Source organism: Bacteroides sp. L008 (assembly GCF_040812255.1).
Taxonomy (GTDB): Bacteria; Bacteroidota; Bacteroidia; order Bacteroidales; family Bacteroidaceae; genus Bacteroides; species Bacteroides vicugnae.
Genome location: NZ_JBFNXO010000002.1, coordinates 869,086 through 886,580, shown reverse-complemented (window position 1 = coordinate 886,580; position 17,495 = coordinate 869,086). Strand labels below are relative to the sequence as shown.

9 protein-coding genes are annotated in these 17,495 nt (G+C 39.9%); 2 read left to right on the top strand and 7 right to left on the bottom strand.

Features of this window, described 5'->3' with window-relative positions; translation table 11 throughout:
• Positions 1-36: 36 nt before the first annotated feature.
• The 5 genes from AB3G73_RS22440 to AB3G73_RS22420 form a co-directional block, all read right to left on the bottom strand.
• A complete protein-coding gene (locus AB3G73_RS22440) occupies positions 37-2,055 on the bottom strand; it encodes a RagB/SusD family nutrient uptake outer membrane protein (RefSeq protein WP_148364271.1) in 2,019 nt (672 codons plus the stop codon).
• A 21-nt stretch (positions 2,056-2,076) separates the two neighbouring features.
• A complete protein-coding gene (locus tag AB3G73_RS22435; protein ID WP_234131851.1) occupies positions 2,077-5,271 on the bottom strand; it encodes a TonB-dependent receptor in 3,195 nt (1,064 codons plus the stop codon).
• Between the two features lie 105 nt (positions 5,272-5,376).
• Positions 5,377-6,945, bottom strand: a complete 1,569-nt coding sequence (locus AB3G73_RS22430) for a fimbrillin family protein (RefSeq protein ID WP_195648506.1) — start codon at positions 6,943-6,945, stop codon at positions 5,377-5,379.
• A gap of 50 nt (positions 6,946-6,995) precedes the next feature.
• Positions 6,996-8,012: a fimbrillin family protein gene (locus tag AB3G73_RS22425; protein WP_167511718.1), complete on the bottom strand. Its 1,017-nt coding sequence runs from the start codon at positions 8,010-8,012 to the stop codon at positions 6,996-6,998.
• Between the two features lie 319 nt (positions 8,013-8,331).
• Complete coding sequence (locus AB3G73_RS22420) at positions 8,332-9,510, bottom strand: phage integrase SAM-like domain-containing protein (protein WP_195648508.1); 1,179 nt, start codon at positions 9,508-9,510, stop codon at positions 8,332-8,334.
• Between the two features lie 444 nt (positions 9,511-9,954).
• On the opposite strand from AB3G73_RS22420, the gene AB3G73_RS22415 reads away from it, so the two are divergent.
• A complete protein-coding gene (locus tag AB3G73_RS22415; protein WP_342993131.1) occupies positions 9,955-13,086 on the top strand; it encodes a TonB-dependent receptor in 3,132 nt (1,043 codons plus the stop codon).
• A 24-nt stretch (positions 13,087-13,110) separates the two neighbouring features.
• Entirely contained in the window at positions 13,111-15,192 is a 2,082-nt protein-coding gene (locus AB3G73_RS22410) for a RagB/SusD family nutrient uptake outer membrane protein (protein ID WP_367745642.1), read from the top strand.
• Positions 15,193-15,294: 102 nt separating this feature from the next.
• On the opposite strand, the gene AB3G73_RS22405 is transcribed toward AB3G73_RS22410, so the two are convergent.
• Positions 15,295-15,981 (bottom strand): SGNH/GDSL hydrolase family protein, encoded by a 687-nt coding sequence (locus tag AB3G73_RS22405; protein ID WP_195648510.1) that lies wholly within the window; start codon positions 15,979-15,981, stop codon positions 15,295-15,297.
• Between the two features lie 88 nt (positions 15,982-16,069).
• Positions 16,070-17,452 carry a glycoside hydrolase family 28 protein gene (locus tag AB3G73_RS22400; protein WP_167511717.1) on the bottom strand — a complete coding sequence of 461 codons (1,383 nt, stop codon included), beginning with the start codon at positions 17,450-17,452 and terminating at the stop codon, positions 16,070-16,072.
• Positions 17,453-17,495: the final 43 nt, after the last annotated feature.

Below are 17,495 nucleotides of genomic sequence, written 5' to 3'. Positions count from 1 at the left end.
TATTATCTAATATCGTTATTCATATTTGTTGCCTCATTACCATCCCGGATTCTGAATCAACCCATATCCTTTGTTGATTTCACTCTGTGGGAACGGAGAAAGGTACCACTTGGAATCAAAACCTTTTGTCCACCAGACACGCGTTCTGTTTTTCAATTGGAACTTTTTATAACTAAACTTTACAGGCTGCAAAGCACCGCCATTCTTACTTGTTGTTTTATCAGATCCTTCACGCCATGCTTTCTCTATAGGTGAACCATTACTATCCAAACGATAGATCAGCAATCCATGCAAAGGAGTTTCGAATCGATCGGCACGTTTGTAACGAACCAAGTCAAAGTAACGGCTATCTTCCATACCTAGTTCACAGGCACGTTCACGCAATAGTTCTTCCAGTAAAGCGTCTTTGTCAGAAAGCAGATTCTTGTCGGGATTACATTTCACGAGTCCGGGCAGTCCGACACGAGCACGCACAATATCAATTTGGTTTACAGCTCCTTGAAGATCATTGTTGGCTTGAAGCAATGCTTCTGCATAAGTCAAATAAAGGTCGGACAAACGAAGATATACCCAATGTACCCCCTGGCGATTATAATCGCTATCACTCAAGTAGTATTTCATATTCTCGTAACCGGTGGCAAAACGTCCACTCTCCAGGAAAGAGCTTGTTCCGGCATCCGAGCCGCCTACCCAAAGCTCCCACGGGTCACCACTCATGCTGGCAGAAGACCATCCTAGATTTTCAGGTACGTTGTTCACTATCGCCGATTCATATAGACGTGGGTCACGTGTTAAATCAAGATCTGAAAGTGTTTGTTCCCCATCTTTAAAAGTCCCCTTCAGGAACATCTCGTCCAACTTACCTTCTGCTTCAGTCTTATCCCAATCGAAAGGTGTACCATCTGCCCAAGGAAACATTTCCACATATTCTTGTGTGGGGGTATATGAATTACGACCATTGTTACACCAGGCATGCCAGAAATAACTTGAAGAACCACCGGTTGTCTCATACCCATTTACACGGACAGAGTGTAACACTTCGGGACTATTCAGCAATACATATCCCATACGATAAGCATAGCGGTAATCAGCAGGAGTATCACCAGTTGCTTCTTTCAGCTGATAGAATCCATTCACTGCCATAGCGTTGAAGAACTCCTTGCAGGCTGCCAAGCAGTTGTCCCAAAGTTCTGAACGATAGCTTCCGTACCACACCAGATGTTGTTGTTCAGCTTCACTGCTTCCGCCTGCATATCCCTGGCTGGCATTAAATAGAGGAGAAGCAGCAAACTGCCAGATTTTACACTTCAGAGCCATCGCTCCGGCTTTTGTCCAATGTCCCGTTTCAGTAGTAGCATCCGCTCCTGTATAAGCCCATTCAAGCCCTCCTGAATTAATAGCTTCATCCAACAGGTTAATCATATATTTTACTGTTTCCTCCACAGTAGCACGCGGTAAGTTATAGCTTGATTCTGTTCCGGAAAATGATTCGTAAACTAATGGTAATCCTCCGTAATGGCGGAACATATCAAAATAGCGGGCAGCCATTATACACTTAGCTTCTGCTTTTATCTTTGTTTTTTCTGTATCGCTCATACCCGGTACATTATCCACATTCTCCAATAACAACCAACACCAGCGTACAACCTGCCACACTACCTCACGAGTGTACCCAAAGATATCACCACGCGTTCCATAATTGGCTGTGTGTGTACCACTATAGTAACTATTGTAAATGGTAGTAGACTCATAATGAAGTTGCCAACAGTCAGTCAACGCATCAAACTTTCCCAGATAAGGATTAGATGAGTCCGGGAAATCGACATTCGAGCTATTTCCATAAGGCAGTCCATAATATTGGCGACTGTAGCAGGAATTCAGAAATTGACGCGTATAGGTAGCACTGTTAAACACCGTATCTTTAGTAGCCGTTCCGCCCGGTGCTTTATCAAGGAAGCTATTTCCAAATTTAATTTCGTCCACACAGGATACAGAACCTATGCAAAGAATCCCCCCTATCACTGCTCTGACGAGCCATTTATATCGTTGTTTCATATTTTTTCTTTCTAAAAACGGTTAGAATCCTAATTTCAAACTCACTGTATAGGTCTTAGTCAATGGATAGGAAGGTGCATTACTTGCTGTTGCTTCCGGATCTCCCCAAAGGTATGGGGTAAACGTCAACAGATTGTAACCACTGAATGCCAATTGACAGGTGTTCAATCCTAATCTCTTCATGAAAGGAAACTGGAAGTTATAAGACACGGTAAGCGTTTTCAGACGCAAGTACTTGGCATCTTTCTCATACAGTGTAGAAGTGGCATAGTTATTGTCCGCATTATCCCAAGTTGCACGAGGATATTCCGCATTCTGCGAAGGATTCTCTGTAGTCCATGTATTGGTCAAGTGGTAAGCCAACAGTCCCCCCCCGGTCTTGGTAGCAGAAGAGACAAAGGGCTGACGGAATACATCTGAAATCATACGGCTTACATTCCAAGCCCCTGTCCACTGTGTATTTACTTCCCAATTCTTCCAGGCAAATCCGAAATTAAGACCAACCATATATTCCGGATCATCCGTAAATCCATAGTCGTAACTCATATCGTTAGAGTCTATTTGACGGTCACCATTTAAGTCAACGTACACAGCATCCCCATTTTTCAAGTCTACTGAATGTGTTGGGAATGGACGATTGAATGTCTTTTCATACAGTTCGGGAGTACTTTCATCGTAATAACGCCAAAAAACATACTGGCTACGCGAACCAATGCGGTGACCTTTCAAATACTGATAGTCGTAATCTTGCGGTGATTCTTTACGTTCAATGATCTCATTCTGGTTGTAAGAGAGATTAATCCCTGCCCAATAACGGAAATTCTTACCTATTCTATCATTCCATTTCAGTGATAATTCCCATCCCCAGTTTTTCACTTCCCCAAGATTTGAATATGGTGTGGTAAATCCCAGCATACCTGGCGCTGTTCCATCCTGCAACAGAATGTCCCAACGATGTTCCTTGTAATATTCGATTGTAGCGGATAATCGGTCATCAAAGAAGTTGATATCCATGCCATAATTCTGCTTGAAAGCTTTTTCCCATGATACGTCCGGATTATTTTTTGATTTTTCGTAGGCTCCTTTGCTAGTTGTAACATTCAGACCGTCCGTTCCGAAAAAATAGCCATAGCCACCACTACCGGAAGAACTTGCATATCGATTGGTTAAATCATTTAAGTTAACGCTATACGGGTCAGCTGTATACATAAACCGGCTACCACTGATCTTGTCATTACCTACCAATCCGAAACTAGCACGTAATTTCAAGAAACTAACGAACGGTTTTGCACGTTGAAACCAATTTTCTTCGCTCATCACCCAACCCACAGAACCTGCAGGAAAAAGAGCAAAACGTTTATCCGGAGCAAAGTTCTCAGAACCGTTATAACCCATATTAGCTTCAATCATATAACGATTCTTCCAGTCATAAGTGACACGTCCTACCAGTCCGACATAACCACGCGGAACATCTGGATATTCTGTATTTGAATAATAATATTCTTTGGACTGATTGTAAAGTAACAATGCACCTACATTGTGGTTTCCGAAAGAACGATTATAATTCAATCCTGCCTCCATATACCAATCACGCGATTTACCTGTACCACTACTATAACTTACATCTGTATACTTACTCCCATCCACAGGGCGCAGATTTACTATACCCTCACTTGACAATACAGGGTTATAAGTCATTTCTGTTCCACCGGATAGATATTTGTAAACAGTGAATGAACTATTATAAGATCCTTTCAATTTGAATGAAAGTCCCTTCGTGATAAAATCCAATTTCTGATCCAGAACAAGGTCAGCGTTCAATGAGTTATTACTAGTGCGAGTAGCACCACCTCCATAGTAAGTAAATGGGTCGATATCACCAGTAAAAGGCAGGCTCATTCCATCATCATAGCTGTCAGTTGTAGTGTAAACCAATTTATCATTTACAAAACCGGCACTTTTGAATGGAGTGGCATAATAGATATTTTTCACCATACCTGATGAGCCCTGACTTGTACGTGGTTTATCAGAAGAATTAACATTACCCGCCACATTAAAAGACAGAGTGGTTGTTTTTGTCACATCCATATCCAGATTACTTCGGTAGTTGAACCGACGATACTGATAACTGATGTTATAAGGTAACTGAAATTCATTGAAAAGTCCCCCTTGTGTATAAGCTCCGGCAGAAATGAAATAACGTACTTTATCCGTACCTCCGGATATATTAACATTATGTTGACTTTGCAAGGTGGCATCTCCCATGATATAATCGACCCAGTTAATACTTGGGAAACGAATAGGATCAGATCCATCTTTAAATTTCTGAATTACCGCATCACTAAACATCGCTTCTTTCCCATCATTGGCACGCATCTGATTATAAAACGTTGCATAGTCATACGAATTGGCCGTCTCCACCATTTTAGTCGGCATCAATACGGAAGCTGAAGTAGTAAACGAAATTTTCGCCTTTCCTTCTCTACCACGTTTAGTAGTTATCAAGATAACACCATTAGCACCACGAACACCAAACACAGCAGTTGCCGAAGCATCTTTCAGGATAGAAATGGACTCTATTTCATTCGGGTCAATATCATTCATGCTACGTTCCACGCCATCCACTTGTATCAATGGAGTAGAATCTGCCCACGTTGCTTTACCACGAATAAAAATATCTGCAGCATCCGAACCCGGCTCACCGGAATACTGTACAGTAGTCAAACCTGTCATTTGACCTCCCAATACATTAGAAACAGAACCTACAGATGTACGTGTCAAAGCCTCACTCTTCACACTGGCAATCGCACCGGTCATAGTCACTTTTTTCTGCACACCATAAGCTACGATTTCTACCTCTTGCAAGGCAGTAGCATCTTCGACCAGCACAACCCGCATATCTTTCTTTGCCGCCACTATCTGGTCGCTATATCCAATAAAGGATATTTTCAATTTTGTACCTGGGCGTACATTGACTTTGAACACACCATCAATATCGGTGATTGTACCGATATTAGTGCTTTCAACAACTACATTCGCACCGATCACCGGTTCGCCTTTATCATCTACCACCGTTCCTTTGATGAAGCCTTGCTGCTGGACTACGTCCATGGCAGCAAAGACTTGTCCTTGATTACCGAAACTCGGAAGCAGGGCGAAGGAGAAAAACAGTGCGACAGGAAGAGCAGTTCCTTTTATTAAGTTTTTCTTATTCATATTTATCACTCATAATAGTTTTTTAATCGCATATTGAAAGAGTCGCTCCATTTATTTTAGACAACATCCTCAACATATTTCTTATAGCAAATTATCCTGATGCTTTTAAAATGCAAGCATCATAGGGAAATAACCAGCTGCTCCTCCTTGGTTTCGATATTTATCAACCAGGTATGCTCCTGTAGCCTGAAGTAGATGCTGATATATTACCGTTGTATTTCCTGTACGTTCATTACTACTCCAATGACGACTACCTACAGCCAGAGCCTCTCCACCTGCGTTTTTAATACTTTCTTGAACGGTAGATATAACATTTACGAGTTCATCTAATTCGTATAAAGAGGGAAGATACCAGCTAGAGGCAGAAGCAGGCACGAAAACTGCTCCACGATAAGCCTCAACATAACTTACAGCCTTGTCGCACACAAATGTATTAGGAGACATCGTCATTAATACTGTATTGTTATATCCCAAATATGCTGCAATGGAAGTATTATATGTTGTACAAGCTACAAATTTATCCGACCAATCTTCATCCGTTGAATACCAGCCGCCAAAAAACACATCTCTATTAGTTGAAAATGCAGCAGTTTGTGTTCCACCAACTGACGGGTAAGTTATAGCCAGTACGAGTCCATGCGTACAGCTTGGATAATCACGGCGCAATGCATCATTTGTTTCTGTATATGTAGCAGGAGTTGTTATTGACGGTTGCGGATTACCTACATGATATACAATACCGATTACATTGTCTGGTGCAGTTTCTACATCTTTGCTGACAATAGAACCATCTGCACAATAATAGTCTCCTACAGCCAAAAGATGTGAACTCTTATTTGTGTCCTCGATCACATATTTTTTTGCAGTTCCACTTTCCAAAGTACCGTTAGCAGCATAATCCATTTCTTGTGCTCCAGTATAAGTCCCTTTGATAGAAAAAGCCGTATTGGGTTTCACCAAAAAGCGATAAGTATCTGTACTTGCCTGATAATAAGGAGATGCCTCCACATTATCTATAGTAAAAGAACCTACAGTTACAGGCAATTTATAATCTTCCAGTGTTACATCCGTATTTGTAAAGGTATACACCTTTTCAGGCATTTGTATCACAGCCATCGCCATTCTATGCTGCATGGTAAAAGCAATTGACCCTTTCAAGCGGTCACCTTGTACAGTCCCTGTGCTTGTCATCAAATCATACTTAGTATAGTTATCACCACTTTGGTCTACTCCAACTTTCCAATTGCTGACATATGTAGCGAAAGGATCATCATTCGCAGGTTCGAAAGTAACTTTAGAGTCATAGGGATAATAAGCATAAAAGTTCATTTTAGAGAACTCCGAACCTTTATATTCTATAGCATCTTCACCGTCGGTCAACACCCATTCCCCATCCTGATACGTAAATTGGCGGTTATTTATATCTTCAACAATATTTTCACCTTTGACTGCGAAAATACCAATCATATCGCCTTCGGAAAATTTAGTTGTATAATTATTCTCCGTAGCCCGCGTTCCAGGAGCATTTACAGTTTGAAAGCCATCTTCAGATACGCTGATTTGGAAGCCTTGTAAAGTTCCCATATTTTCACCTTCTATCCCGTCATCCTGCGAACAAGAAGCCAAGGACACTACTCCAAGAAGAAGCATTGATATATAGTTATATACTTTCATAAATCAGATTTTATTTAGTTTTTAGTAATTCTTTCGTTTTATTCAAAATATCATTTTTTGGATGTAGGAGTAATAGTTTCTTCTGTGATATTCCAGCTTGGATTAGTGATGTTCGTACCTGTTCCTGCTACACTCGGATCTGACTCAACAGTTCCGCCATCTTCATTTTTCCATCCAATGATTTGTGTCTCTTCGGTAATAGTTAATACAAAAGGATTATCTTTATACTCATTAGCTTGAATAGTATAATTATAAGAAACCCCAGGCTCCAATTTTGTCAAATTCGGAAAGTGAACTTCGTAATAATATCCGTTCATTCCTGCTTGGATATAGACTTCTTTCTGTGGAGTTTGCGGTAATAAGATAGCCTGTATCGTATAATTATCAGCTGCACCTACTTTAGTCCATACAATATCATCATCCGACGTTACAGATTCTATACTTACAGTTGTTTCTCCTGTATTCGGATTAAATGTCCCGTTCTTCTTCAAATTAATAAGGTAGCATGTGATATCCGACAATGTAACATTCGTACCAGCTGTAAAAGTCAGTTTGATACGACTCATTACATGATTAAATGCTAATTTTACATTGGGAGTTTCGGCAGTTGCCTTTCCTGATGCATAAAGAAAGTCAATCTGTTCACGTTTTTCTGCTGTAGCCTGATTTTCACTATCAGTAGACACTTCAATGGTTTCAGCTTCCGTACCTGATGTTCCAGTGAACGGATAATAAGCTGTCACATCATATTCTTGAGTACCTAATACCCAGATATCTTCAGCATATCCACTTTTTGCGGCAAACAAGCTATTTTCACCACCGGTATATTCATACTCAATATTCACCTGCCGGGATCCGCATGTAATTCCAACCAAGTCGCCCATTTCCCAACTTGTTTCCGTAGCCCTAGTCTTAAGTTCACTTGCCTCCTGATTATTAATCACTGCACTAAAAGAAACTTTTGCACCTGTTTCTCCTGCAAATTTGATATCAGATTCTTTCACGTCATTACTGCATCCCGCCAAAAGCAGCAGAGCAAAAGCAGCCGTTACATAGTTTATTTTCATACCATGTTTTTTAAAGTTAAACAAATATATTCTCATTTATAGATTCTCCATAAGTAATAAAGAATAGCCCTCGAAATTCATCCTTTCTAATGACTATAAGTGAAAGGCTGTGTTTTCCATAGTTTATCATACTTCAAAATATTAAGTTAAACAAAAGTTAGATTCTCTTTTGACTTGAAAGCCTTGTTTATCAAAGCATTATTAGGATTAGAGAGTTACCGTTAGACAATAATGAGGCAGCTATTGAAGAATCTTCAATAGAGAAAAAACTTGAAAACAGAAGAAATGCCTCAAGACGAGGCATAAAAGAATCAACGTTTTATAATAACTGATTTAATATTTCCCTAAATACTTTATCAGCATGTTCTTGCATAATTTTGATATAATTGAATATAGGACGATTGTTTTTCATACTGTGCCCTATGCAATACTCTATTTTCTCAATTTGGATTCCTAAATTATATCCATGTTGTGCAAATGTCTTTCGAGCAGAATAGTAAGTAACCTTTTTACTTATCCCTGAAAGTCGTGCCACCTTGTCTATATGTCGAAAAATCAAACTGTATATCTGTCTATAAGATGAATACTTTCCAAATTTTAAATACCCGTCTCTAGTCAGATATTTATCTATGATAGCTTTTGCTTCGGGTTGTAGAGTAAATGCAATTTCATTCTCTCCTTTTTTACTATTACGTGTTTTATGACGTATATATCTCATATACTTTTTATCTTTAAAATTATATGCCAACAAATCTCTCAAGTTAATACCACCTAAATAATAAGTAAGCATAAAAATATCTCTTACTATAGATTGAGAAGGTTTAAAAAGACGAGTGTCTCGTATTCTCTTTAATTCATCTACTGACAAATCGAGTTCTCGTACATTACTTGCAGGCATTTTAAAGAGAACAAAAGGATGGATAGAATAAGTTACATAGTTCATTTTACCTGCATAATTCAATACGACTTTTATCAGAGTCAAATATATCCTGATAGTAGTATCTGCCAGATTCTCTTTACGGAGAGCTTTTGAAAATCCTTGTATATGGAGAGGACTCAACTGTATTAGAGGGAAATCTCCATTCATATACTTAATGAATCTCTCTGTAGCTATCTTGTAGAGTTTATAAGATTTCTCCCGTTCTTTTCCTTTCATAAAATCCATATACTCTTTCGCAACAGTTTGAAAAGTGATTCCTTTTTTCTTTTGTTCATAAGTGATAATACGTATTAGCTCAGTACATGAGATTACAGGTAAATAGCTGATTGATGTAACAATTTCCTCATACTCATTGATTAGTCTTCGAAGACAAATGTTCATATTTGCAGCATTCTCATGCCTTACTACTCTACCATTTTTTAACTGGTTGGCAGAATCCAAAGTAAACTGGGTAGATATATATCTGGTTTGTGAATGGTGGGCTACTGCTACCCTTATCCGATGTCTGCCATTTGATAATTTTTTAGTTGGAACAATTACAATTGAAAAATTCGCCATATCGTTTTTTAGGTTTATAAATTACTATTTTCAATACAATAAAATAGAAACAAAAAGATTCATAGTCATTGGTCACCAATCGAAAATCGCACCCATAACATGGAATATCGTGCAAAAGACGGTATTTTCCATGCATTTGTACGATTCTGCATTGCTATATCTTGATTAAGTCGTTATGTTTGCAACACTTTTTCACAGGTAGAATGTAAAAAGTTTCTTTTAAAAAGAGAATCTAACTTTTGTTTAACTTAATAACAATAAATACACTATGTAAATATATAAATATTATATAATACATTACATTACCAATCCTCTATAAAATCCTATATTACAGGAATATCCCCATATAATAAAGCAAGAGATAAAAAGTCCTCAAAAGAAGACGAAAAGAAAATGAACAATAAAGGCTATATAAACCAATATTTATAACTTAATAATTAAAGTATGAAAAGCAACAAAAAAGGTAATCACCTGTACGCCTATAAGGATACTATCCGACGGCTATTTCTCCTCACTTTGTTTTCTTTTTTAATAGTAGAATCTTATGCCCAGAATAAGACAATTTCGGGCACAGTTACAGATTTCACCGGAGAACCGGTTATTGGTGCCAGTGTATTGGTTAATGGTACTACTAATGGTACAATTACCGATTTAAATGGCAAGTTTTCTCTTTCCAATGTGCCAATGAAAGGTACAATCACTATCACTTATATAGGATATAAAAAACAAGAAGTATCCGTGGCCGGAAATACTAACTTCCAAATTACTCTTCAAGAAGATACGGAAACCTTAGACGAAGTAGTAGTTGTAGGATATGGAGTCCAGAAAAAAAGTGACGTAACCGGTGCTATGGCTCGCGTAGGAGAAAAAGAACTGAAAGCAATGCCTGTAAGAAACGCACTGGAAGGAATGCAAGGCAAAACAGCCGGTGTAGATATCACGTCCAGTCAACGTCCCGGAGAGGTCGGTAACATTAATATCCGTGGACAACGCTCCATTAATGCGGAACAGGGTCCGTTGTATGTGGTAGACGGTATGGTCATTCAAAATGGAGGCATTGAAAACATCAATCCTTCCGATATTGAATCTATTGACATTCTGAAAGATGCTTCAGCCACAGCAATTTATGGTTCACGTGGTGCCAATGGTGTCATTCTTGTGACTACTAAAAAAGGAAAAGAAGGGAAGGTAACCCTGAACTATTCCGGTACTGTCACTTTTGAAACACTACACGATGTAACAAAGATGATGTCTGCCTCCGAATGGCTGGATTATGCCCGCTTAGCTAAATACAATGCAGGATCTTATGCTTCCGCCACTCCGACTTATGAAGCAGATAAAGCTGCATTCGGCAGTGTAACCTCTTCATGGCAGAACATCGAGAAGGCATGGGTAAACGGAGTTTACGATCCATCTTTAGTAGGTTCATACGACTGGACTTCTCACGGCAAACAAACAGGGATCACTCACGAACATACCTTAAGCGCATCCGGAGGGTCTGACAAATTTCAAGGCTATGCCTCATTCGGCTATCTGGACCAGAAAGGTACACAACCGGGACAAGCATACGAACGCTATACATTGAAAACCTCATTTGACGTAACTCCTGTCGATTGGTTCAAAATGGGGTCTTCAATCAATGCATCGTATTCAACTCAAGACTATGGATACAGTTTCTCAAAATCTGTAACCGGTTCGGGTGATTTCTATAGTGCATTAAGAGGTATGATCCCCTGGACAGTGCCTTACGATGAAAACGGTGAATATGTCCGTTATCCGAGTGGTGATGTAAATATCATCAACCCTATTCGCGAATTGGACTATAATACTAATCAACGCCGCACTTTCCGCGCTTCTGCCAGTTTGTATTCACAAATTGATTTCGGTAAAATCTGGAAACCATTGGAAGGTTTGTCCTATCGTCTTCAGTTTGGCCCTGAATTCCAATTCTACACCTTAGGAGTTGCTAACGCTGCTGATGGTATTAATGGAGACGGTAACAATGGTGCACAATATAAAAACGAACAAAAACGTGCATGGACATTAGATAACCTGATCTATTACAACAAGTCTCTGGGACAGCATAATTTGGGAATGACATTGATGCAATCCGCTTCTGCCTACCATTACGAGATGGGAGATATGAGAGCCACTAATGTAGCCTCATCGGATGAGCTTTGGTATAATATAGGCTCTGCCGGCACACTGAACTCTTTCGGCACAGGACTGACTGAAACTCAAATGGCTTCTTATATGATTCGCCTGAATTATGGTTATAAAGATAAGTACTTGCTAACAGCATCTATGCGTTGGGACGGTGCCTCTCAATTAGCCGAAGGACACAAATGGGCCAGTTTCCCCTCTGCTGCTATCGCATGGAGAATGGATCAGGAAGATTTCCTGAAAGACATCAGTTGGCTGAATCAGTTGAAACTTCGTGTAGGTATGGGTGTTACAGGTAATGCGGCAATCAAAGCATATGCAACCAAAGGTGCCATCACAGGTTTATACTATAACTGGGGACAGAATGACTCATCTCTGGGTTATGTACCTTCAGATCCTTCACAGAAGGAACCCGCCAAAATGGCTAATCCGACTCTAGGCTGGGAAAGAACTACACAATACAATGTCGGTGTTGACTATGGTTTCTTTAATAACCGGCTTACCGGTAGTGTCGATGCATACAAAACGAAAACAGATGATTTGTTACTGGAAATGTCAATTCCTTCGCTAACGGGTTATGTTTCCACTTATGCGAATGTGGGTAAAACATCCGGATATGGTATTGACCTACAAGTAAATGCAATACCTGTACAAACAAAAGATTTTTCTTGGAGCACTACTTTAACATGGTCAATGGACAGAAACCGAATTGACGAATTGTCCAATGGTAGAACGGAAGATGTGAACAATAAATGGTTTGTCGGTGAAGAAATCGGCGTTTATTACGACTGGGTATATGATGGCATCTGGAAAACAGAAGAAGCTGAAGAAGCTGCCAAATATGGACGTAAACCGGGACAAATCAAAGTGAAAGATTTAAATAATGACGGCAAAATTGATGCTAATGACGATAAGAAAATTGTAGGGCACACACGTCCACGCTGGACAGGTGGATGGAGTAATACTTTCAGTTATAAGAATTTTGAACTGTCCTTCTTTATTCTATCACGCTGGGGGTTTACAGTTCCACAGGGAGCCGTTACTCTTGACGGTCGCTATATGCAGCGTAAAGTAGACTATTGGGTGGCCGGTACCAATGAGAATGCAAAATACTATTCACCCGGTTCTAACGGTGAAGGAGCCGATGCCTTTAACAGTGCAATGAACTATCAGGATGGCTCATACATCAAAGTTCGTAATATTTCATTGGGTTATAACTTTGCCCCACAGCAATTAAAGAATTTGGGTATCAATAATCTGAAGTTGTATGTTCAAGCCATGAATCCATTCAACATCTATAAGGCATGTGACTTTTTGGATACTGACTTGGTAAACTATGACAATAACACCAAGACATTTGGCTCACCTACCACTTTGAAGAGTTTTGTAATAGGTGTCAACATTGGATTCTAATAAACAAATTAAAGTAAAGACATTATGAAATTAAATAGAATATTATTTGCAGCTCTAATAGCCGGCGCAACAGGAAGTTCGATCACTTCGTGCAGTGAATCTTTCCTTGATGAGAATTTAACAACTCAATATAGTACTGACCGCTTTAAGACACAGGAAGGACTTGATGAATTAGTGACTGGAGCCTACCAGAAACTAAAATTCAAATTCAACTATATATGGGGTATTCAGTGTTACAACATGGGAGTGGATGAATTTACCGATGCTAACAATGTTATCCCTGCATGGAACCACTATAGCCAAGATTTAAATTCATCTGAAAAAGATGCCAACCAACCTGTCTGGGACAATTACTACGGACTGGTTGAACCCGCAAACATATTGATCCAGAATATACCTCAATATTATAACCAAAGTTCACCCTCATATAACACACGTCTGGGAGAAGCGCATTTTCTAAGGGCTTATGCTTATTTCGAATTAGTGAAGCAATTTGGTGGCGTACCGTTAAAATTAGTTCCGTCCACAAGTGCGGAAACATATTTCACACGAAATTCTGCTGAAGAAATATACACCCAGATTATATCAGATTTTGGAGAAGCCTACAGACTACTTCCGGATAAAGGTGAATCGATTGGACGAATCAATAAATACGCTGCCGCCCATTTCCTCGCAAAAGCGCATTTATTCCGGGCATCCGAATTGTACAGTGACTGGAACAGTAATTATGTAGCATCCGACCTTGATGCTGTGATTCAATATGGTTCGGAAGTGGTAGATGCACATCCGTTGTGCAATGACTATGTAGAACTTTGGGACTATGAGCAGCCGAACGGAGCCAATGAAAAAGTAAGTGAAGTGGTTCTGGCAGCTCAATTCTCTAACGACGAATCAACATGGGGACGTTATGGAAATCAGATGCATCTTTATTATCCGGCCGTATATCAAGGTAATGATATAGGTGGATGTAAACGCGACATCTCCGGAGGACGTGAATTCTCATATGTGAGTGCCACAGAATATACTATGCAGGTGTTTGACCGTGTCAATGACTCTCGTTTCTGGAAATCATTCATTACCTGTTATGGAGCCAACGAGACCAAAAGTGCTCCCACCTGGACAGCAGAAGATATGCCATATGCCCCGGCAGGTGTAAAAGAAGGCGACAAACGTTTTAGTGGAGGTGAACTCGGTATGAAATACATCGTTAATGCCCCGGGCGACAACCGCTATGAAAAATATCCCAACGCTCCGGCATATACTGTTCTGAAAGATGGAAAAATGTGCAATACATATACATATGTACGTTATTTCAAAGGACAGGAACACAGCTGGAATATAAATGAGAAAACGGGCAATTATTACGATATCATACCTCACAAGCGTTCAGTAGCTTTATCTAAATTCCGGGATGGTTACCGTGTTTCCATTGCATCTCAATTCGGTACTCGCGATGCCATCATCGCCCGTTCGGCAGATGATGTATTAATGGTTGCCGAAGCGTATATTCGTAAAGGGGAAGCCAATTACGACAAAGCTATCGAATGGATAAATAAACTGCGTGAACGTGCCGGTTACGAAACAGGTGAAGACCGTAGTAAGAATGTAGATGGCGGACAAGCTTATAAGAATAATCCTTATTGTTCCGGAAAAGGTGGCGGGCATTCTTCCGAAGGTGCTATTTACTGGGAAGAGAACACTTATTATGAGTCAAACAATATCGGACAGGAGACTACTGCTTCTACTAAAACAACAATGAAATTAAATAGTGTGGCAGATGTTTATAACTCTACAGTCGACACCCCTATCTACAACGAACTGGGCTGTACATCCAATGCTGACAAAATGATGTGCTTCCTATTAAATGAACGTACCCGTGAGCTTTGTGGCGAATTGCAACGCTGGGAGGATTTGGCGCGTACCAAAACATTAGACGCACGTTGGCATAAATTCAACGATGGTGTCAGCAGAGGTCTTGGTGAATTCAAACCGGAGAAACATTACTATCGTCCGATTCCTCAAGCCTTCCTGGATGGTATCACCAATTCAAATGGTTCTGCACTAAGTAATGAAGAAAAGAAAGCAATGCAGAATCCGGGATATTAAGATAAACAACTAAACTTATTGCCACTTGACACTCTTTGAAATAGTATTCCTAATCAAAGAGTAGCAAGTGGCAATATCATTATCTTAATTCCCGATGTATTTTCACTTCGTCTTCTTCATAAACATCTTAATCTGATCGCTAATCTGCTCCATCCCCTTTATCGAAGGATGACCGCTCTTTTTATCAATATCATGCAGTTCAATACAATCAATATTATAGTGATGACAGATAGCTCTGACCGACTCATTAAACTCTTCCTTTAAACCTGAATTCAGCAGAAAATAGATCTCAACATTAGGATAACGATCAATCATGTGGTCAAGCAGATATGCCATGGCCGGACGGAATGTATATAAATCTTCCTTGGTCCATCCTTCATACTTGTAATCCCCAAGCGGTGAACCGGCCCAACAATCATTCGTTGCACCGAAAATAAAGATGATATCCGGACATCCCAACTTATCCATACGGGTAATAAAAGAACGATCCGAATAATCAGCCTGATTATAACCGGTATTACAAATTGTTGCACCGGAAAATGAGTTATTGATACAAAGGCGGTAGTTATTCTCTTTGATGAATTTATGCCACCAAGTCTGCTTTACGGAAGTTACGTCCGTTTGCTGTTGCGGAGAAACGTAATACCAAATGCTATTGGTATCGGGTTGCAGGTATCCTTCAAATGTTGAATACGAATCGCCTAAAATAGATATAGATTTCAGGCTTTGGGCAAAGCTGATACTGCTATATAGAGTGATTAGCAGTAATAAATAAAAGGATTTCTTCATCTTAGCATAAAGTTTTCAATTTTGCTGCTAAGATACTACATTATACTAAAATTATAGCATGAAATTTTCCGCTACTTTCAGGAAAGGGTTATTTCCCTTTCCTATCATAAGTCACATTCTTTTCCACTACATTCTCTACATTATTCACTTTCTTCACGAACTCTTTCACCTCACCCACTTTCACATTCTCAATCGTTACATTCTTAACCGGTAATTTGGCATTCCCCTTCAATTCATAGATGGCATCTGCCGACTCACAAGTCACCTTATCCATATAAATGCCATCAATACGGGTAATCCGTTCCTCATAAGTAGGTACCAGATCTTTCCATTGATACAATACTTCCGTATCTATTTCAAGCACCCGTTGAGCGATGCCTGCCTGTACATTTTTCATGTAAACGTTTTCTATAAATCCACCCCGGCGATGATTGGTCTTCACGAAGAAAAGACGCATTACCGAATTAGGAGCCGTGCAATCGTGCATATAGATATTCCGTATGCCTCCGGATATTTCACTTCCGATGCCAAGCAAAGTATGCCCTTTAAGAATTTGACAACGACGGATAACAATATTTTCACAAGGAGTATTCAATCTCCAGGCATCCTGATTGCGTCCGGCCTTGATAACTACCGCATCATCCCCCTGATCGAAAGAACAATCCTCCACCAGAAAGTTGCGACTCATTTCAAAGTCGATACCATCGTTATTATGTCCATGAGCTTTCACATCCAGATTGCGTACCACTCCCCCGTCACACATATAAAGGTGAATGGTCCAGAACGGACTTTCCCGTATCTTAAATCCATCCAACAGCACATTCTTGCAACGATTGAAATGAATCAGATGCGGACGAAGATGATTCTCCCCTATTGCCATCTGACGTTCTATCACAGGGACATTAGTCGAAGCTTTTGTATACAACTCCTTCAACGCTTCCAAATGAGGCTGGGGACGTTTGAACCAAACTCTCCAGGCATCCATTTTCGGCTGGAGAGTTCCTTTACCCGTAATCGCCACATTCTCACATTCAAAAGCATAAAGTAAAGGAGAATAGTTATAACATTCCAAGCCTTCCCAGGAAGTCATCACTGCCGGAAGATAATCAGAAGGATTATCCGTGAAATTCAAAACTGCATTCTCTTCCAAACAGAGGTTTACATTACTCTTGAAATGAATAGGCCCGGTCAGCCATGTACCAGCCGGAACAACCACACGTCCACCTCCCGCTTGATTACATGCCTCAATAGCGGCAGCAATGGCTTTGGTATTATCCGTCTCACCTCCCGGTTGTGCACCGTAATCCGTTATCGGGAAATCTTTATCGGGATAAATAAAGATTTTAATAGGCTGCATGGGAAAAGGCGCTTTCACCTTTACCGTCTTATAATTATCACCGGCAAAAGCCAAAGAAGCAGTCAACAGACAAAAGCAGATACCTGCCATATATTTCAATAAGTTCGTCTTCATCGTATGATTCTATTTTTAATTCATTCAAATCCTGCAAAGATAA

What these genes read in the sequence shown, in the direction of transcription:
- AB3G73_RS22425 (WP_167511718.1), bottom strand. Translation starts at nt 8,012, where the DNA reads ATGAAAATAAACTATGTAACGGCTGCTTTTGCTCTGCTGCTTTTGGCG.
- AB3G73_RS22405 (WP_195648510.1), bottom strand. Translation starts at nt 15,981, where the DNA reads ATGAAGAAATCCTTTTATTTATTACTGCTAATCACTCTATATAGCAGT.
- AB3G73_RS22410 (WP_367745642.1), top strand. Translation starts at nt 13,111, where the DNA reads ATGAAATTAAATAGAATATTATTTGCAGCTCTAATAGCCGGCGCAACA.
- AB3G73_RS22420 (WP_195648508.1), bottom strand. Translation starts at nt 9,510, where the DNA reads ATGGCGAATTTTTCAATTGTAATTGTTCCAACTAAAAAATTATCAAAT.
- AB3G73_RS22430 (WP_195648506.1), bottom strand. Translation starts at nt 6,945, where the DNA reads ATGAAAGTATATAACTATATATCAATGCTTCTTCTTGGAGTAGTGTCC.
- AB3G73_RS22440 (WP_148364271.1), bottom strand. Translation starts at nt 2,055, where the DNA reads ATGAAACAACGATATAAATGGCTCGTCAGAGCAGTGATAGGGGGGATT.
- AB3G73_RS22435 (WP_234131851.1), bottom strand. Translation starts at nt 5,271, where the DNA reads ATGAATAAGAAAAACTTAATAAAAGGAACTGCTCTTCCTGTCGCACTG.
- AB3G73_RS22400 (WP_167511717.1), bottom strand. Translation starts at nt 17,452, where the DNA reads ATGAAGACGAACTTATTGAAATATATGGCAGGTATCTGCTTTTGTCTG.
- AB3G73_RS22415 (WP_342993131.1), top strand. Translation starts at nt 9,955, where the DNA reads ATGAAAAGCAACAAAAAAGGTAATCACCTGTACGCCTATAAGGATACT.